This window comes from Actinomadura pelletieri DSM 43383, from assembly GCF_003634705.1.
GTDB lineage: Bacteria > Actinomycetota > Actinomycetes > Streptosporangiales > Streptosporangiaceae > Spirillospora > Spirillospora pelletieri.
In genome coordinates this window covers 14,323-32,491 of record NZ_RBWU01000001.1, presented here as the reverse complement: position 1 = coordinate 32,491, position 18,169 = coordinate 14,323, and the positions used below count along the sequence as shown (strand labels likewise).

Genomic DNA, 18,169 nt, shown 5'->3' with positions numbered 1-18,169 from the left:
CGCCGTCACCACTGGAGCCAACTACGCCCCTTGGGCCGGGGAGGCCGCGTGATGGCGCTCGATACCCCGCGCGAAACCGACCAGAGGACCATTCCCCGCGCCAGCGAGTCAGCAGCCGGTGAGAAGGCCCTGCGCCCCCGAACTGTGCTGCTCGCCCTCGCCGGGGATTTGTGTGATCTCGGAGTCCACTCGCGCTTGGCGACCGACGTCGGCGACGACCCGCAGGTACTGCGGTGTTGGAACCCGAACCGGCGCGGCACGACGGTCCAGGTGGCGTGCCTACATGCCACTGACGATCGCTTGCACTTGCGGTACCACCCGACCGGCGACGAACTCGGCGATGCCAACGACATTCACCGGCCGGGGCAAGCGCAGGCGCATGCCTGCGCGATTGCGGTGGCCCTTTCGGTGCCGGTGCGCAGGTGAATGCAAACGTGAGGGCCGACAGGGCACGTGGGCCACCTCGATCCTGCGACTGTCCGCTACGTGACCCCTTCGGAAGGTGATCAAACGATGGACACCGCTACCAGCGATCTGCTCATAGCTGTAGAAACCCTCGCCGCCGTCCACGACCGGTTCGACTCCGAGCACTCCGACCCGACCGGCACATCAGTCGGTGACGACGGCGAGAACAAGGACCACAACTTCCCCGGCCGAGGCTGACGCCCCCAACCCATCGAAAGGACGGAGGGCCCGAACTCCCGCAGCGGGCCCTCCCCACCTTCATGCAAGCCTCAAAGGAGCACGTGATGGAACACCTCATCGTCTCGGCGATGGAGCAAGCCCTCGGTTGGAGTGGCCCTGGCCGGGTGGGAACAGATTTCGTCCGGGGACAATTGCCTGGTACGGGTGTGGCCGCCCGTCTGCTGACGCCGACGAAGCTGCTGGACTTGGCGACCCGGCGGAGCCTGACCACACCGCAGCTACGGTGTTTCCAGTCCGGACGAGAACTTCATCCCTTCCTGTACTGCACCGACGAGATCGGCCGTCGCGGCCAGAGTATCCGCATGGTCGACACCATCAAGCTCGATGCGATCCTGCGCGAGGGGTGCACTCTCGTTCTGGACGAAATCGACGTGTTCGACCCGGTCCTTGAGGTGTTTTGTCGTGCCATGCAGTGGTGGTCGCACGAGATCGTGCAGATCAATGCCTACCTCACCACACAGGAGGCGGCAGGGTTCGACATGCACTGGGACGACCACGACGTGATCATCTTCCAGGTGGCGGGCGAGAAGAGCTGGGAGGTGCGCGCCCCGTCGCGAAACGCGCCGATGTACCGGGACGCCGTCACCGCTACCGAACCCAGCCAGGACGTCGTTTGGTCAGGCGTCCTGAAGGCCGGGGAGGTCATGCACATCCCTCGGGGACACTGGCACCGCGCCACTCGGGAAGGCATGGGGGAAGGGTTCAGCCTGCATGCCACCGTCGGCTTCGTGAAGCGGACCGGCGTTACGTGGATGAACTGGCTCGCCGACCAGAGCCGCGCCGAGGATCTATTCCGGACCGATCTGGACTGGTGGGCCGAGCCGGAAGCGTGGGCGGCACAACAGGCCGAACTCCTCGCCGCCGTGGCAAAACTGGCGGCAGAGCACACCCCGGCCGAGTCCCTACACGCTCGGGAGACACAGCGCCCACCCGCCCGGCAAATTCCCGCCTTCGACCTGTTCGGTGAACCGCACGGAGCGGTGTGCGTCACCCAATTCGAGCCGTCCATCGAACAGCACGGCGACACCATCGCCGTCTTGGCGGCCGGCAAGAAGCTCACCTTCAAGGCACGAGCCGCCAACGCGCTGGAATCGCTGCTGAGCGGTGCACCGGTGCAATTCACCGACGCCGACACGCGCACCGTGGCGGCGGCACTGGTGAAGGAGGGGATATGCGCGCCGATGACCGAGGAATTGTCCTTGGGCTACACCGGTCTAGTCACCTGCGCGTGACGCTGGAGGCCGCGCTGGGCCTTGGAGTCCAACGCCTCGACACCGCCTTCAACTATCTGAACTTCACATCCCATTCGACGCTGACACGGGTAGCCGGGGATCTGCTGGGAGAGTTCGAGATCTCCACCAAGGTCGGCTTCTTCCCCGAAGGGCACAGCCTCGACCCGGTCCGGCTCAGGCGGGCGGTCCAACAGAGCGCGGCTAACCTCGGCCGTACCCCCGACCTGGTGTTCCTGCACAACCCGGAACGATCACTGGACGGCCTCCCGCCGAGTGCCGGAGCCGACATACTCGCCTCCGCGACCACAGCCCTAGCGGAAACCAAGACGCAGGGAATCACGAGGGCGTGGGGAATCTCGACGTGGCGGCCCGGCATCCTTACCCCTTACGCGAAGTCGGGGCGGCTGCCCATCCCGGATGTCCTGATGACCAGGTGCGGCCTCACCGTCAGTGACCAGGCCCTTAGAGCCGCTGAAGACCTCACGGCGCTGCTGCGCATCACTCCCGCCTCCCGGTGGGGCATGGCACCGTTCGGTGGTGACGCTGTAGGCGTCCCCTGGCCTGCCGCCCGCACCTTCGCCCACGGCGAGCAGGAGCCCAACCCAGTGCTGGCAGCGTTCGCCGCCGCCTACCACCTGCCCGAGGTGTCAACCATCGCCGTTGGTGCTGACCAGCCCGCCCACCTGGCCGAACTGGTCGCAGCTGTCAGCCTCGACATCGACCAGAGCAGAGTTGCGGCGTACCGGGCGCTGCTCGCCGACCGTGAGGCTACGGTGACCCCGTGAACCTGTACGACCTGTCCCAGACCCCACACGACGACGTCCTCACCGTCCTCGAATCCCGCCTCGGGGTCGTCCTCAACCGCAGCGAAGCTCACTACAGTGCACTCAACGGCACCGCCGGGTTCCCGACCAGCACCGGAACCTGGGTGCGTCTGAGTTGGTACCAGCCAGAGAAGCTCAATGCCCAAGCGCTCACCGGGTTCGAGGCAGCGCTCGCGTTAGACGGTGTACCCCGCCCGGTCTGGCAGGCCGCCGCATCCTGGTATGACCAGGGCCGCAAGGTCGTCTGGCGAGCCGAAGAGATGACCCGGACCTCCGACCCGGTGATCTCACCTCAAGCCGCCATCCCTTCCGACCCGGGGCTGCCAGACGCGTGGTGGTCGGGCCTGCAGACAGCCTGCAAGATGCTCGCCGGGCATGTAACCGACCGCGTGTGCATGACTCAAACCCACCTGTCCGGCCGGATCGCCGACGCCTACGGAGAAGGGATCGACACCACCATCACCGACTGGGCAACCGTCCACGGCGACCTGGGGTGGGCGAACCTGTGCGGGCCAGAATTGGCGATCATCGACTGGGAGAGTTGGGGGCAGGGACCGGCCGCACTCGACGCCGTATCCCTGTGGGCCGCATCCATGCGGGTTTCTGACCTAGCCGACAAGGTCACCGAGGTGTTCGCAGACGTACTGTCCACCAGAACCGGGCAACTCACCCGACTCATGATGTGCGCCAACGTCGCCCGGGCCTTTAAACGGACCGGGCGGAAAGGGCCCCTCACCGACCCGATGGCGGAAGCCGCCGGAAAGCTACTCGACCAGTTGAGGTGACCTGCCCCGCCATCGCCCCGCTGAAGTGGCGCGGGTTCAAATACAGGGACGGGAGAGTTTAGCGGTTAGACGACCTTGGTTGACGCTTCTCCGTGAAGAACCGAAGCCGAGTCTACAGCCGGTTTCAACCGTGACCTTCATGAGCATCAAGAAGGGCACTGGAGGCCGATTGATGCACCATCTCCGGGCGATTTAGGCTGGCGGGAAATCTGCCACTTCTCAATTATTGCCAGCAGAGATTCACCGTGGGACTGGCACCGGTACAACCATCAGCGCGCGTTCGACCCCCGCATCATCGCGGTGCACCCTACCGTGGAGCGCCCCGGGTTGCTTGCAGGCCTCGGCACCGGTATGCGGATGGGTTAAAACCCATGGTGCTCCCGCTCGACGCCTTGGAGTAGGTCGGCGGTGGCGGTCTTGGTCACCTGGAGGTCACTGATGCCGATAGCTGACAGCAGGATGGCGGGTTCGCTGATGGTAACGGTCACGCGGATTTTTCGGCCGTTGGTGATACTGACGGACCCGGTGTTTCCGCTGCTGGCTAGGTACGCGCGGGCGGCGCTTACAGCGGCGGTACGGTCGATGACGAACCGGCCCCCTTCGGCGTAGGCGCGGTCGCGGTCGATCCGTCCCGCGCCGGCACGGGCGGCTTCCTCGGCCACGGCGGAGGCTTCGCGGGCGGCGCGGAGTTTGGTGCCGCCGTCGACAACAAGGCCTGCGGCGGCCAGCAGGGCGAGGAAGAACACGATGACGAGCAGGCTGATCGTTCCGTCGTCTCGGGTCCGCAGTTTCCGCGTGGTGGTAAGGATGCTCCATCTCATGGTTGCCGCCCGCGGTATGGGTCGATGGGGCTGGTGAAATGCGATTTCACGGTGGTGGTGGGGACTCCGGCTAGGGAAACGTCGGCGAGCTGGACGGTGCACGTCACATGCGCGGTGACGGTGGCTGCGGTTCCGAGGGGGCGGGCGAACCCGGAGGTGTCGACGCTGACGTGCGCGGGACAGTTCATGCCTTCGCGGGTGAGCGCTGCTTGGGCGCTGCTGGTCGCGATCGTCTGGGCGGTGGCCGGGTCGCGGGCGATGCTGGCTTGGCGTGCGGCGTCGCGTGCGGCGGCCTCTACTGCCTGGTGAGCTTGGGTGATGCGTCCGGCAGCGATGACGAACAGCAGCATGACGATCAGCGCGGGGGCGAAGACGACGAGCTCCAGCGTCACCGATCCGCGATCGCCGTAACCGCTCGACGTGGAGATCGTGTGGCGGGGACGCGGGGCAGGATGTTCGCGCATCACCCGCCTCCGGTGACGCTGTTTCCGGACGGCACCGTGAATCGTTCGATGGGGCCGCGGGCGACTTGGTCGACGCGCAGATGCAGGCCAGGAATCACGGATATGGCGGTTCCACGCACGCGGACCACGATGGTGGTGGCGGTGCTGTCGCTGGTGTCCACGCTCGGAGACTGGAGGAAGCCCTCGCTGTTGCTGCGGGCGAAGGTGAGGGCGGTGGTGCTGGCCTGGGCGGGATCGGCGCCGTAAGCACGGGCGGTGCGGACGCCTTCTTGGGCGGCGGCCAGGGCGGTGTTGCGGGCGTGGAACCACAGCGCGGCGTTGATCGTCAGCAGGACGGCCAGCAAGGCGAGGGGGACGGCGATGACGGTCTCTAGCGTGACGCTGCCCCGGTCATCGCTCATGGTGCCTGGGTCCATTGTGGCGGCCCTATTTGATCTGGTTGGCGTGAGAGTGGATCGCGGACACGATCTTGGTGGCGGCCCAGATGGCGGCGGCGAAGAGGATGCCGATGATCACCATCCATTCGAGGGTGATGCTGCCGCGGTCCCGCGCTTCGCCGCGCCACATGTCGAGGCGGGCGCGCAGGTAGGCCAGGTCTGGTGGGAGCTGCGGCTTCATGGCAGGGATGACCTCCATAGCTGTGTTACGAACCGGTGATGCGGGCGTAGGCGGGGTAGCCGAGCAGGATCAGATAGCCCAGAACCGACAGGGCGACGGGCAGGGTCATGGTCTCGGTGCGGGATTTGGCGCGGGCGAGCGCGGCGGCGAGTTGCTGCTCGCGTAGGGAGGCGGCTTTGGCGGTGAGGCTGTCGAGGATCGCGGCGCCTTGGGTGCCGGCGCGGTGGGCGATGGCGGCGGTGTCGGCGAGTTCGTGGACGCCGATCTGATCGGCCAGGCGGGCGAGTTCGTCCCACGGGTCGCGGGTGCCACGGGCCGCGGGGTCTACGGTGGCGGCGATCCGTTGGAACGCCCAGCCTCGGCACACACGCGCGGGGGTTTCCAGTGCCTCGCCGGGGCCGGCGCCGCTGGCGCGGGCCATTTTGATTAGGTCGAGGTAGGCGATGAGCGCGATCTTGAACTCTTCGCGTGCTTCTTTGGCTTGGCTGCGCAGCGCGATGTCAGGCGCGGCGAACATGATGGCGGCGTAGGCCACGGTGGAGCCGGTGCTGACCAGCCACGGCACGGGCGGCATCAGCAGTGTCCACAGCACGGTCGGCACGGCGAGCCCGAGGCCGGTCATGGCGAGCTTTTGGACCAGGTACTCCTCCGTGGACTTGCCGATGAGCGCGAGGTCCCGGCGCGGGATCCTAACGTCGAGGGCGGTTCCCGTGATGCGTGTCGCCAGCCACCGTCCGGCCTGTGCTGTTCGACCATGGGGGACAACGTCGGCCGCTGGGCGTCGTGTTGGTGGGGCGAAGCGGTCTACGGCGGCGGCCAGTTGCGGCGGGGCGGGGAAGAGTTCTCTGACGCAGAGGAACAGTCCCAGCCCGACGAGGCCCCCGGCCGCGAGCACCAATGTGATCGTCATCGGCGTCTCCGGTGTTCTGGCAAGAATCGGTGGCCCGGTGCGGGCGAGGCCAGCCGGTGTAGCCACACGACGGTTCCGGCGTACAGCGCGACGACGAGGACGAGCATCAGCTGCCCGGTCGGGGTGCCGAACGGGGCCACGTAGGTGCGGTTGAGCATGGCGAAGCCGACGAACGCGGCGAGTGCGACCACGACCCAGAGGGCGGTGGTGCGGTGGGTGGCGCGTTCGGCATCGATCTCGCGCTGCATGGCCACGTCCTTGGCCACGGTGTCGGCGAGCGCGGTGAGCACCTGGTGCAGCCCGCGTCCGCGAACCTGGGAGGCGATGATCAGGGTGGCGGCGATGGTGTCACCGACCGGGTGGCCTAGGTCGTCGGCGAAGGCGCGCAGCGCGTCTTCGGTGGTGACGCGGTATTCCAGCCGTCGCCGCAGCGCGGTCACTTCGGCGGCGATCGGGCCGGGCGGGCTGGATGCGGTGGTCAGCAGTGCCTCTTCGATGCCGGTGCCGGTAGTGAGGACGTCGGCGAGCTGGCGGGTCCATGCCTCCATGGCTTCCAGCCGAGCGATGCGTCGCTGCGCGGGCCGTCCGCCCAGCAGGCGTGGCAGGGCGATGACGGCGGCGGCAACCGCGATCGCGGCCACTGGCCACCCAGTGGCCGCCCACGCTCCGGCGCCCGTGGCCGCGGCCACGGTGGCTTCCACGAGGGTGCGGCGCGATCGCCATTGCGCCCGGTGCCGTCGCGGGCGACCGGCGGGTGGTTCGGGCAGTAGATCCGTGCGGGTCCAGGTGGCCACGATCAGCAGCAAGCCGGCGATGACCAGGCTGGCTGCTAGCGCGGCGAGAACGGCGTTGCTGGTCACCGGGCCGCCCCCACGTGAAAGTAGGACAAGTCAAACCCGGCTGCTTCCAGCTCGGCGGCGCACTGCGGCAGGGTGTGTGGCACCGCCCGACCGTCCCGTCCGGGAACGTAGACCTGGTTGCTGGCTGGTTCGTCGGTGTCGCTGGGCGGCAGCACCTCCAGCACTTCGGAGACGTACCGTTGATTCACTGGGTGGCCCTGCTGGTGGTGGACCTGGTGAGTGAGGTGGACGACGAAGTCCACCGCCATGCCCGCTAGGTGGAAGAGCGTGGCGGGTGGGTAGGTCAGGCCGCCGGAGTCGGCCAGGATCAGCATCCGGGCGAACACTTCGCCTGCCGAGTCGGCGTGGATGGTGCACAGTGAGCCTTCGCCGCCGGTGTTCATCGCGGTCAGCATCGGCACCAGCTCGTCGCCGAGGACTTCGCCGACGATGATCCGTTTGGCGTTCAGTCGTAGCGCGTCGGTGACCAGCTGGCGGACCGGGATGCCGCCGACGCCTTCGGCGTTGGGCTCGCGGGCTTCCATCGCCACGATGTCGGCGTGCCGGTGCGGCAGCGTGTGCAGGAACAGTTCGTACTCGTTTTCGACGGTGACGATGCGCTCGTCGCGGTCGATGTCGGCGGCCAGCGCGCGGGCGAAGGTGGTCTTGCCGCTGCCCATCCCACCGGTCACCACGATGTCCTTGCGGGACCGGACGGCGGCGCGCAAGAACTCCCGTAAGCCCGGGTCGAGGGTGCCGTAGTCGACGAGCTGGTCCAGGTCGACGTCGAGCATCCGGTGCCGCCGGATCGATAGGCACGGCCACGGCGTCACCGTCATCAGCGCGGTCAGCCGCGAGCCATCCGGCAACGCCAAACGAAGCTTGGGCTTGGCGGGCGAGAAGTCGCGGGCGGTCTGGCCCTGGTAGGCGCCCCACCGGCGGATCAGCTCGACCAGCTGCTCGTCGGAGTCGGCGACCGGTTCACCCGGCTCTTTACGGCCGTCGGCGTAGTTGATCCACACTTGGTGCGCGCCGTTGACATCGATCGTCTCGATGTCGGGGTCCTCCAGCAGCGGCTGGAGCGCTCCGAGACCGAACCGTTCGTTGTAGACGGCGCCGACCAGTCGCGCTTCCAGTTCTGCGGTGAGCCGGTAGCGGCCCGAACCGGCCTGGTCGGCGATCCACGCCCGGACCTCGGCGGCGATCAGCTCCCGCGCCTGCTCGGGCGTGGTGTCCGCAGTGATTTGGTCATCGAGGGCCTGGTTGATGTCGGCGACCGCGCTGCGCACGGCTGCCTCCTCTACACCCGCCCGCGCCCCGGGCAGAGCGCCCGGTCTCCAACCAGCCGGGCGCCCGTCCACGAGACCGCCCGTTGAATGGTGTCCAGTAACCGAGCTGGGCCATCCAGCCGATCCACCGGTGGGCCACAGTGAACGGTTGCTCATTGCCGTCCCTCTCCCACCGCTGGGGCCCGTCCGGAACTCGGTCCGGTCAAGGCCATGCGTTGTGCGGTCGTGAAGCTCAACGCTTGGTTTGCGGCGGTGCGGGCGGCGCGCATGAGCGGACTGACTTCAATTCGCCGGCGGGCCCGATCGCTGCCGCCGCCCCGCGACAGCACGCTGGCGGCCTTTTCGTCGATCGGCAGCGTGGCCGTCACCGCGAACTCGCCGAGTTCGGCGCGAAGGTCGCGCACGGTGTAGGGGCGCCCCCCAATCAGGCACAACGCCAACGGCACGGTCGGGCCCAGGGCTTGACGGAGCCGGGCAATCCGCGGGCGTGCCGCAGCGACCTGAGCCAGCGTCGGCCGCATTACAACGGTTACCAGCTCGGCGGCGCGCAACAACGCGAAGGGCTGCTCCGGGCTGATGGGCCCGGTGTCAGCGAGCACGGTGAACGGCAGCGCCGAGAATGTGGCCGCCAGATTGTCCCAGGTGGCCGCCGAGAACTCGGTTGCCAGGAAAGGGTCGACCAAACCGGGAAGTAGTAGATGCTGGCGTTCGTCGTCCAAGGCGATGGTCTGCTCCCACAGCGCGGTCCTGGCGGCGTCCGAGCCGCGCACGGCGGCCAGCGCCAGATCCCACAGCCCGCCCACCGGCGGTGTATGGCACTGGAAGTAGCCGCGCAGAATCTGTCCGCCTGCCGGGGAGCACTCGGCCAGTAGCACCCGGCTCGGCCAGGTCAGCGCCATCGCAAAAGTCGTGGTGGTGGTGCCGGGGGCGTCTCCGGGGCTGGTGAAGGCGATCATGCTCACTGTGGCCTCCGTGAGGTCACCACTACCGCCAGCCGCCCAGTGGACGCCTGCTTGGCAATCGCCGGGCCCACCCGGGCGTCGACCACGAGGTCGACCCGCACGCTGCCTTCGGCATCAGGGGCACTGACCCGATCAACAGTCGCCGCCGTATCCTGCGTCAGCTGATCTCTGGTCCCAGGTGCTGCGGGGTCTTGTCCTTGTTGGCCAGGGGCGGCGATCACTAGGACCTGGTCACCTGGCGCCAGCCCGCGGGCTGGGAGCTGACTGGCCTTGAGCGCGACCGGGACCACTTGCTGACCTGGTCGTGGACTCAACTCAGTGGTCACCTGCGAGGGCGCCAGCAGCGTGCCCTTGTGCAGATCCACAGCTGCGACCCGCCCCACGACTTGCTGGAGTTGCCGCCCGGGTATGAGCGACACGCCTTGGCCAGCGTCCACCTGCGTGGTCGCTACGTCCGACACGGTGATCTGGGAGCCGACGGACACATCGCGGGCGACCATCACGACCGCTGTGCGATCACCGATCCCGGTGTAGAGGTAGGCAGCCGACAGCGCCCCGGCCAGAACCAGCAGCATGCCGATGACGACCATCCGGCGGCGCCGCTGCCGCGGGAGAGTAGGCAGCGAATCTCGGCCGCGCGATTGATGGCCATCGGAGCTGGGTGCAGGGGTGTACTCCTGGACGTATGGGGCTTTGCGCGCCATCATCGACCTCCCGTCACCGCTTGGCCCTCGGCGACTCGCAGCGAGAACGTTGCCGACCGCGACAAGGCCGGTAGCGCACCCCCGGCCCCTCCGGAACCGACCCAGGTCCCACCCCACGTCACGGTCACCGTCACCCGATACGCCGACCCCGGCAGACCCGCCGACGAACGCTGATAGGTGTAGGAGCACTCCGACCGCTGCGCGTGTGCGGGGAGCCTGCGGTCGTAGGCCCGGCCAGCGCCGCTACAGCTCACCGATGGCAACCCCGACCCCGGATTGATCACCAAGCTGGTCGGTCGTGCTGTGACCTGGGCCCAGACACCGCCGGCCGACACTCGATCGGCGTGGCTGGTCCAGTTGGTCACCCAGAACCACTGCGGTAGTCCCACCAGTCCCTCCGACCCACGCGGCGGCGCGGTCCGAACTTCGGGTTTGGGGATCGGAAGCCGCCCCCACGCTTGCTGGGCCAACTGCACAGGCGACACGGTCGGAGCCGGCGCGTTGCCCGCAGGAGCTTCTCCAGGGAAGGTGAAGGGACCGCACACGTCGGTTCCGTACCGCCACGCACCACAAATGGTTACGGGGCCAGCGGCGCCATCACCCTCGTCTCCGCCCGCGGGTGGGTCTGGTGCTCTGTTCCCGCCCTCGCCACCGCCGGAGTTGCCGCCGTGGCCGGGCTTCTCGGCGCCGTAGCCATAGCCCCACGGGTAAGGCTCTGGCGGAATCGGGTCTTGTCGCGCCATTGCGACACCCGCGGGTGCTACGGCGCAGGTCATCGCGACAGCCAGGCCCGTCGCCGTTATCGATAGCGGACGCCCTAGCAGCGTCCTAGTGGAGAGATGCGAGTGATACGCCATTGCCGATCAGATCCTCGCGCAAGTGTTGCTCGTAGATGATCGTTTGGTGTCCCGCGACTGGTGATCTTCCCTGTGCGGGAGTTCTTCAGCTGCGCATTCGTGCTGTCCTGGCAATCCCACACCGTCGCCTGGCTCCCTTTGACCTGCACCTTTTCGATGCGAACAACGATGTGCCCGATGGAGGTCAGGTTCTTGGCGTGGAGCTCTTCGATATTGCCGAGTACGTCGTCGAGGAGCGGCTGCGCTGCGTATTGCCCGAGGAGCTCACGGCGATGCTGTGGGCGGGCGGACTGTTCAGCCTGGGGGAGTACCACCCAGTACTGGCTGTAGCTGTGTTTAACCGCGTCCTGGACCGTCGTCGATGCCGCTGGTGGGCTGGGTGCCCGGCTGGAGGGGAGTGACACTGGGTCATCGTTGCCGCCGCATGCACTGATCAGCAGCGCGGCGAACAGGAGTGTTTGATGAAGGGAGGGTGTGTGAGCAGGCGAGATGTTAGGGCTCCGCGCTGTATCAGCCGGACCGTAGTGTCGCCTCATGATCTCCGCCCTCTGTCGCGAAACTAGGACGATCTGTCGAGATAGTAAGACACTGTCGGGTAGGGTTGTAAAGAGGGACGGGCGGGTGAGGAGAGGCGCATGGCAACGACACCCGAACCGCGGCAACTGGCGCTCAGCGAGTTCGTCCGCGATCACAACGCTTCTGGACTCAGCTATCGACGCATGGCTGTACGTGCGACCGACCCGCAGAGCGGACAGACGCTCGGGTTCCAGTGGATCAGCAAGCTGGCGGCGGGGCAGGTGGCCAAAGCTCCTGAGCCATGGCAGATGCGCGCCCTGGCCGCCGCCATGGAGGTCCCCGAAGAACTGGTGAAAACTCTGGCCGCACGTCAGTGGCTGGAGTATGAGATCAGCGAAATCAGGCTCGGCTCAGATGAATGGATCTTGTTCCGTCTGGCGAGAGACCTGCCAGATGAGGACAAGCGCATGCTCCGCCGAATGGCCGAGGAGTTCGTCCGCCGCCAAACCCGGCGCCTGAGCGAACCCCCAGATGACGCGGACACTGGGGCGCCTTCGAGTTGAGGGGGTTACGATCGAACCCATGTGGCAGAGGGGATGTGCATTGACTGTCCGTGATTCTGATCGATAGAAATCGGGAACTCTCTAAGCTGTAGGGGGATGAAATGAGCATCCCGTCGCGATTCGTCAGGCTAGGTCCGGAGGAAATGGACGAAAGGCTTGGTCCTGTCTTAGTTCACAGGACTCTTGCAGGCTGGATCTACTACTGCCGCGCAGACAAGATCTCTGAGGAACTCGCCCGCGAGTTCGAGGCGTTAGCCAACCGCTATACCCAAACAACTATCTCGCTTACCACCCCGACCGAGCCGAGACCCGAAATCAGGATGCACCGGCTCCCACCAGAACAGATGCCCGCCCCGCTACAGCCAGCCGTGCTCGATCTCCAGGGCAGCGTGCACACTGTCTTCGTCCGCGAGGATTTGATCACTCAAGACATGGCCGAAGCTTTAGCCGACATCAACGCTGAGCAGAACCGTTATGCGCGTCGCCTTCCAGTGATTGCCCCCCGCTCTGACTCATAACTACACGAGCACGCGCAGCGCACAGTCCCTCCGACTTGCCGACGCGATCGGAAAGCACCGTGGAAGAACCTCATGCCTCGCCCACAACGTCCGGTGAGCCCACGCGCCTGCTACGTCAGATCCTGGCCGGTGATCCCGAGGTGGATCCGTTCGTCCTATACCGGCAACTAAGAGACCAGGCACCCATCCTTCGCACCGGCTCGGACTGGATGGTTCTATCCCGCTACAGCGACGTCGAAGCCGCCCTACGCCACCGAGCCCTCGGACGAGGCGACGAGAGCGTTGCCCACCTCAAGTACCTACCGCAGGATGAGGCCGAAGCGGTTATGAGCCGCTGGCGGCACACCATGGTGTTCGCCAATCCACCGCACCACACCCGGCTACGCCGACTGGTCAGCTCCGCCTTCACACATCGCCACGTCGGGGCCCTGACGGCAACGATCGGCAGGCACAGCGACCAACTCCTGAACCAACTAGCCCAACAGCCCGGCGGAGACTTCATCAGCACCGTCGCCTTCCCACTCCCCACCCAAGTGATCGGCGAACTGCTCGGCGTACCCTCCGCCGACCGGCCACGGCTCGCCACCTTGGTGCCCCAAGCCATGAAAGTCTTCGAGCCCTTCACCGATCCCACCATTCTTGGCAGGGCCGCCGAGGCGGAAGCCGAACTGGCCGACTACTTCACCCGCCTGCTCACCCACAAACGCCGCCACCACAAAGGTGACCTGCTCACCCGGTTGGCGGTTGCCCGAGATGACGAAGCTTTGACCGACACCGAGATGATCGCCACCGCGATCTTGCTTCTTGGAGCCGGGCTGGAGACCACCGCCAAGCTGCTCGGCAACGGCCTGCATACCCTGCTCACCCATCCTGATCAACTCGATCTACTTCGTTCGAACCCCGACCTGATACCCCGCGCGATCGAGGAGATCCTGCGCTTTGAGCCGCCCGCCCACCTCAACCCGCGCACCGTCCTTCAGCCATGCACGCTAGCTGACATCGAGCTGGTACCCGGGCAATTCGTCATCGCCCTTCTCGCTGCAGCCAACCGCGACCCGGCGCAATTCACCGACCCTGACCACTTCAACATCAACCGCACCCAAGCTCCGCCATTGTCCTTCGGGAGTGGTATCCACTACTGCCTCGGAGCCCACCTTGCTCGGCTAGAAGCGACCGAGTTCTTTCGCCGCATGCTACGCCGTTATCCAACAATCGAGCTCAGCGGACAACCGCACCGCGAGCGGGGCAGTAATCTGCGAGGATTCATCAATCTACCAGTACAACTGATCGGACCGGTTACTCACCAGCCGGCGTCGTAGCGATGAGACAGCGGCGGTACATCGGTGTGGGCCCACCTCTCAGCGGAGCGAGCCGTCGCCACGGCGAGGGACCTGACTGGTTCTGGCCTCTTGCGATCTCCGGCGTGGCCGTCTCCAGGCGCCTCCGGACGACGAATTCATGTCTCCCCAGCTCGTTTGCGCGTCCTGCAGTGCCCAAACCGATCACTGCAAGCCGGCGAACTCACCGAACGCAGCTGAATTCCAATCCTTCAATGTCGGCGAGCCTCAGCAGTACGAACGCCCCATCGTTGCCGTGTGCTGCTGTTACGTGCTAATTCAGTAAGGACGACGACCTCCCCACCGTCGAAGCACAGGAGTCAATTTCAGCACACGGATCTTCATGGTTTCCTCCCCCTCGCCACGTCGGTGGCGCCGCCGCATCGGCAGAGTCTTGCGGGGCATAGGCTCGGCCCTGGTACTAGGCGCGGTCACAGTCGGCGTGCCGTACCTGTTCGTTGCGCTCGCCGGATCGCCGATCCCCGAGCGGATCCCCGACTGGGACGAGATCCTTTCTACCTTGTCCCGGCGCGACGACGGAACGCTGTTTCTCGGCTTCCTCACCTACGTCGCCTGGGGCTTTTGGCTGATCTGGATTGCACTGCTGGTGCTGGAGACCGGTGCCCGGCTGCGGGACCGACCCGCGCCGCACATTCCAGGACTGGATGGCCCTCAACGTCTGGCTGCGCTCCTGGTCACCACGCTGGGTGTGGCCGTCATCGGAACGACAGCTGCCGTGAGCCGAGCAAGCACGCTCCCCTCCGTGCCTCACAATGTGGCTGCCGCGGCCCCGCCCCCATACACGCAGTCCCCCTCAGCAACCACCGATTCCGACAGTGCGGTGGGCGGCCAGTACGATTCGCCCTCCACTCTCACGAGCCGCGTCGGGTCCCTGAACCGGGATGCGGCGCCTGGCCAGTCGGCCACCCGCCCGCAGAGACACCAAGTCACGGTGCGATTCGGGTTCGGGTCTGCCCAGTTGTCTACGCCTGTCAAGGAGGCTCTGGCTCGGACAACCCGCGACATCGGAACCGATGCCGACCCGGCACAGCCGATCAGCATCGTCGGCCACACGGACGCACACGGCCCCGCCGACTACAACCAGCGCCTGTCGATCCAACGAGCTCGCACCGTCCGAGAGGCGCTCGGTGAGCTGGCAGCCCACGGCTTTCGGTTCGAAGTCAGTGGCAAAGGCGAGCGCACGCCGATCGCCGTCGAGACCCACGCGGACGGCAGCGACGACCCATCCGGGCGAGCACGCAACCGCCGCGTCGAGATCACCTACACCCTCAAAACCCGGCACGCGCCACCGGCCAGCCCGACCGCCAGGCCACCTCACGAGCAGGGCGACGGTAACTCAGGCAGCCCGCCACCCTCACCACCGGCCAATCAGACCGCCCCCTCCCAGCCGACGCCACCACCCACCCCGTCGGAGACGGCGACAACATCTGGAATCCCGTCGGAATCGGCCACATCGCAAGACTCATCTCCCACGAGCCCACCCGCCTCCACAGATCACCCATTCACGGTGGACCTCCCCTCCGGCGCGATCGTCGGCCTGTCGTTCGCAGCCGGTGTCGGCACCGCGCTCGTGGTCACCCGGCTGCACCGGCGCCGCCGGCATCGCACACCCGCCACCGGCCCCGATCTGGCCCGCCACGAACCGCCACCATCGCCGACCATCCGCCGACTACGGCGCGTCGACCTCGGCCGCGAAGCGCATAGTTCCGATCCTGAACAGCCGCCCGACGAGCCCAGTCGACTCCACCTGTTTCCGCTGCCATCCAGCGGTCGGATCGTCCTGGGAGTACGTGACCACCAAGAGATCACAGTTCCGATCGGCGGATTCCTCGTCGGACTGAAAGGGCCCGGCGGGATCGCGGTCGCCCGAGCACTGCTGCTCACGTTCCTGATGCACGCGGGTGACCACGATGTAGAGATCATTATCCCCCGCAGCGATGCCACGCAGGTGCTCGCACTTAACCCCGACCAGGTCGACGAGCTCACCCAATACGCCCGAGCCTTGCGCGTTACCGCTGACCTGAATGCGGCACTGCGGCTGCTGGCGTCCGAGCGCATCCACCGTGCTCGCCTGCTCGACACCGCGCCCGACAGCCACGATCTAGCGGCGGTCCGTCAGGCCGACCCGACCGAGCCCCTGCCCCGACTGGTCCTGATGGCTACCTCCGCCCCAGAGCAGCAGCGCCGCTTGGAAGCCGTAACTGTGGCTGCCTCCGATTACGACATCGCCATCATCACTCTCGGCGAGCACCCGGTCGGCCCCACAGTGCATCTTGATGACGCGGCACAGGTCACCTCCTGGACCGGTGCTGGCAGCGACATCTGGGACGGGCTACGCCTCTTCCACATCGAGCAACAGGATGCCGACCAGGTCATCGAACTGATCCGCAGCGCGCACGGCGCACCAGAGCCCGAATCAGAACCCCAGCCTGCGGCGCAGACGAAGACGGCCGTGCGCTCCCCGGTGTCCATGACGCGGTCGGCGCCACTAGTGCCACAGGCTCGCGGGGACCGCCCCGTCTACTTGCAGGTCCTAGGACATCCGACCGTAAGAGTTGACGGCCAGATTCTGGAGACCGGTATTCGTGGCAAGGGCCGGGAGCTGTTGACCCATCTGGCCGTCCACGCCGAAGGCGCCAGTCGCGACGCGATCGTGGCGGCGCTATGGCCGGACGTCGACCACAAACTTGCCGTGATGCGCTTTCACGCCCTGCTGCACGAGACCCGCCAGACCCTCAAACGCGCTACCGGGCGAATCGATGAGAGCTTCATCGCCCGGACCGCGGATCGCTACGGCATCGATCCCGAGCTCATCAGTGTCGACCTGTGGCGTTTCCACACCGCCTTGCATGAGGCATCCCAGGCCGAACGCGACCAGGACCAGGCAGTGTTGTTGCAGGAGGCCGCCGACACCTACCAGGGACACCTGGCCGCTGAGGCATCCTTCGAGCAGGCATACGAATGGATCGAACCCGAACGGGAGACGCTACGGCGCCAAGCCGTCGAAGCCTTGATCCACCTGGCCATCCTCTACGAGCGTCACGAACCCGAGCGAGCTCTTACGGTCCTCGAACGCGCACGATCGCTCGACCGCTACGCTGAAGAGATCTACCAGCACATCATGACCTTGCAGGCCAAGCTCGGCCGGTCTGATGCCGTACGACGTACCTATCGTCTCTTGGAGACCTCCCTGGAGGATCTGGCAGTCGACCCGAGCGAGGAAACCCAACAACTCCTGTGGCGTTTGCTCCACCCCCGCGGTAGCTCACAAATGGGTCAACGCTGAAGCAGAATCGGTTTTGTAGCTGAGAAGCGATGACGACATATCGATACTGAAACCCATTAGCGTGAGCGATTGGATAGCGCTCGGTAGTGAGTCAGTCTTCAGTTGGCGAGTCATCGTCTAGAAGGGCGCGCAAGAGCGAGTGCCCCGGCATGAGGTCACCGGGGATGACCGGTACGGTGAATACCTTGGGGTCGTCGAAAACAGGTTCGCCGCTGGGTCGGCGTGTGTAGGGCACGACGCCGTAGTCGATGCCGTCTTCTTGATCAAAGCCCATCCACGTGACGCCCTCCTCCTCCCCGGGGCGCAGCGGGTGGGGAGAGGGGGCACGAGCGGCCACATCCCGCTCGTTGATCACCCAGACCTGCGGGACGGCCAGAACCCATCGGACTGCGGCAACGCGGCGGACGTGGGTGGCTGCTCGTTGCTCGAACGCGACTGCGGCGGCGCGATCCCGCAGATAGTCGTAGTCACTGAGCATCAACTTGCGCTGCCCGTCGAGTGCGGCGATCGCCAGGTACTCGTTAGCCCGGATGTGCCGCTCCTGTCGCTCCACTACGTCGAAGAGCACTGCCGCAAGGTCATCGTTCATCTGGCACCACCCTTCCACCCCATCCATGCCGGAGCAAGGTTCCCGTCGGGGCCGGCCGCTGGAAGGGATGCAGGCCGAGCCCGTCAGGGTGGGGCAAGGCCGGCCCGCGGCCACCCAGGGGCCAGGCCCGACGCCAAGATCGGCGCGTCGGCCAGCGCGCCACGCGCTTCCTCGACCCCTGCGCGCTGATCAGCCAGTGGCCCCCGCCGATGTCGACGACTGCCCGGTATCCGCCACTGGGAGGATGTGCTGGTCGTTAAGGCGCGGCTGCGGGCCCCCAAGGTCAGGGACGCGCGTGGGCCCTGGCCGTCAACAGGGTCCAGGTCGCA

Annotated in this window: 20 protein-coding genes; 10 read left to right on the top strand and 10 right to left on the bottom strand. The window is 66.4% G+C overall.

Annotation, left to right across the window (positions count from 1 at the left end):
* Positions 1-48: 48 nt before the first annotated feature.
* The 5 genes from BZB76_RS00165 to BZB76_RS00150 all read left to right on the top strand — a co-directional run bounded on the left by BZB76_RS00165 (position 49) and on the right by BZB76_RS00150 (position 3,546).
* The gene (locus BZB76_RS00165) at positions 49-426 is read left to right on the top strand and encodes a hypothetical protein (protein WP_121432256.1); all 378 of its coding nucleotides are present in this window, start codon (positions 49-51) and stop codon (positions 424-426) included.
* An 87-nt stretch (positions 427-513) separates the two neighbouring features.
* A complete protein-coding gene (locus BZB76_RS34460) occupies positions 514-663 on the top strand; it encodes a hypothetical protein (protein WP_170180442.1) in 150 nt (49 codons plus the stop codon).
* Positions 664-749: 86 nt separating this feature from the next.
* Positions 750-1,937: a JmjC domain-containing protein gene (locus BZB76_RS00160; RefSeq protein WP_121432255.1), complete on the top strand. Its 1,188-nt coding sequence runs from the start codon at positions 750-752 to the stop codon at positions 1,935-1,937.
* Positions 1,934-2,722, top strand: a complete 789-nt coding sequence (locus BZB76_RS00155; protein WP_211342759.1) for an aldo/keto reductase — start codon at positions 1,934-1,936, stop codon at positions 2,720-2,722. The genes BZB76_RS00160 and BZB76_RS00155 overlap by 4 nt, the downstream gene beginning before the upstream one ends.
* Positions 2,719-3,546: a phosphotransferase family protein gene (locus BZB76_RS00150; protein ID WP_121432254.1), complete on the top strand. Its 828-nt coding sequence runs from the start codon at positions 2,719-2,721 to the stop codon at positions 3,544-3,546. Before BZB76_RS00155 ends, BZB76_RS00150 begins: the two co-directional genes overlap by 4 nt.
* Positions 3,547-3,908: 362 nt before the next feature.
* On the opposite strand, the gene BZB76_RS00145 is transcribed toward BZB76_RS00150, so the two are convergent.
* From BZB76_RS00145 to BZB76_RS00105, 9 genes are all read right to left on the bottom strand, one after another.
* A complete protein-coding gene (locus tag BZB76_RS00145; RefSeq protein WP_117404284.1) occupies positions 3,909-4,367 on the bottom strand; it encodes a pilus assembly protein TadG-related protein in 459 nt (152 codons plus the stop codon).
* The gene (locus tag BZB76_RS00140; RefSeq protein WP_117404285.1) at positions 4,364-4,831 is read right to left on the bottom strand and encodes a TadE/TadG family type IV pilus assembly protein; all 468 of its coding nucleotides are present in this window, start codon (positions 4,829-4,831) and stop codon (positions 4,364-4,366) included. The genes BZB76_RS00145 and BZB76_RS00140 overlap by 4 nt, the downstream gene beginning before the upstream one ends.
* A complete protein-coding gene (locus BZB76_RS36245) occupies positions 4,831-5,232 on the bottom strand; it encodes a TadE/TadG family type IV pilus assembly protein (RefSeq protein WP_170180441.1) in 402 nt (133 codons plus the stop codon). The genes BZB76_RS00140 and BZB76_RS36245 overlap by 1 nt, the downstream gene beginning before the upstream one ends.
* Positions 5,233-5,257: 25 nt before the next feature.
* Positions 5,258-5,449, bottom strand: coding sequence for a hypothetical protein (locus BZB76_RS00130; protein WP_117404287.1), 192 nt, complete (start codon positions 5,447-5,449; stop codon positions 5,258-5,260).
* A gap of 25 nt (positions 5,450-5,474) precedes the next feature.
* Positions 5,475-6,359, bottom strand: a complete 885-nt coding sequence (locus BZB76_RS00125) for a type II secretion system F family protein (RefSeq protein WP_121432252.1) — start codon at positions 6,357-6,359, stop codon at positions 5,475-5,477.
* Entirely contained in the window at positions 6,356-7,219 is an 864-nt protein-coding gene (locus BZB76_RS00120) for a type II secretion system F family protein (RefSeq protein ID WP_121432251.1), read from the bottom strand. The genes BZB76_RS00125 and BZB76_RS00120 overlap by 4 nt, the downstream gene beginning before the upstream one ends.
* Complete coding sequence (locus BZB76_RS00115) at positions 7,216-8,487, bottom strand: TadA family conjugal transfer-associated ATPase (RefSeq protein ID WP_121432250.1); 1,272 nt, start codon at positions 8,485-8,487, stop codon at positions 7,216-7,218. The genes BZB76_RS00120 and BZB76_RS00115 overlap by 4 nt, the downstream gene beginning before the upstream one ends.
* A 152-nt stretch (positions 8,488-8,639) precedes the next feature.
* Positions 8,640-9,449: a P-loop NTPase family protein gene (locus BZB76_RS00110; protein WP_147449238.1), complete on the bottom strand. Its 810-nt coding sequence runs from the start codon at positions 9,447-9,449 to the stop codon at positions 8,640-8,642.
* Positions 9,446-10,039: an SAF domain-containing protein gene (locus tag BZB76_RS00105; RefSeq protein ID WP_170180440.1), complete on the bottom strand. Its 594-nt coding sequence runs from the start codon at positions 10,037-10,039 to the stop codon at positions 9,446-9,448. The genes BZB76_RS00110 and BZB76_RS00105 overlap by 4 nt, the downstream gene beginning before the upstream one ends.
* Before the next feature lie 1,168 nt (positions 10,040-11,207).
* On the opposite strand from BZB76_RS00105, the gene BZB76_RS00100 reads away from it, so the two are divergent.
* The 5 genes from BZB76_RS00100 (at position 11,208) to BZB76_RS00080 (ending at position 17,251) form a co-directional block, all read left to right on the top strand.
* Positions 11,208-11,411, top strand: a complete 204-nt coding sequence (locus tag BZB76_RS00100; protein WP_117404296.1) for a hypothetical protein — start codon at positions 11,208-11,210, stop codon at positions 11,409-11,411.
* 234 nt (positions 11,412-11,645) lie between these two features.
* Positions 11,646-12,089, top strand: coding sequence for a hypothetical protein (locus BZB76_RS00095; protein WP_147449237.1), 444 nt, complete (start codon positions 11,646-11,648; stop codon positions 12,087-12,089).
* A 101-nt stretch (positions 12,090-12,190) separates the two neighbouring features.
* Positions 12,191-12,607, top strand: coding sequence for a hypothetical protein (locus BZB76_RS00090; RefSeq protein WP_121432246.1), 417 nt, complete (start codon positions 12,191-12,193; stop codon positions 12,605-12,607).
* 59 nt (positions 12,608-12,666) lie between these two features.
* The gene (locus tag BZB76_RS00085; RefSeq protein WP_147449236.1) at positions 12,667-13,926 is read left to right on the top strand and encodes a cytochrome P450; all 1,260 of its coding nucleotides are present in this window, start codon (positions 12,667-12,669) and stop codon (positions 13,924-13,926) included.
* A gap of 460 nt (positions 13,927-14,386) precedes the next feature.
* Positions 14,387-17,251, top strand: coding sequence for an OmpA family protein (locus BZB76_RS00080; protein ID WP_170180439.1), 2,865 nt, complete (start codon positions 14,387-14,389; stop codon positions 17,249-17,251).
* 91 nt (positions 17,252-17,342) lie between these two features.
* Here BZB76_RS00080 and BZB76_RS00075 read toward each other — a convergent pair whose 3' ends face one another.
* Positions 17,343-17,840: a hypothetical protein gene (locus tag BZB76_RS00075; RefSeq protein WP_121433350.1), complete on the bottom strand. Its 498-nt coding sequence runs from the start codon at positions 17,838-17,840 to the stop codon at positions 17,343-17,345.
* Positions 17,841-18,169 lie beyond the last annotated feature (329 nt).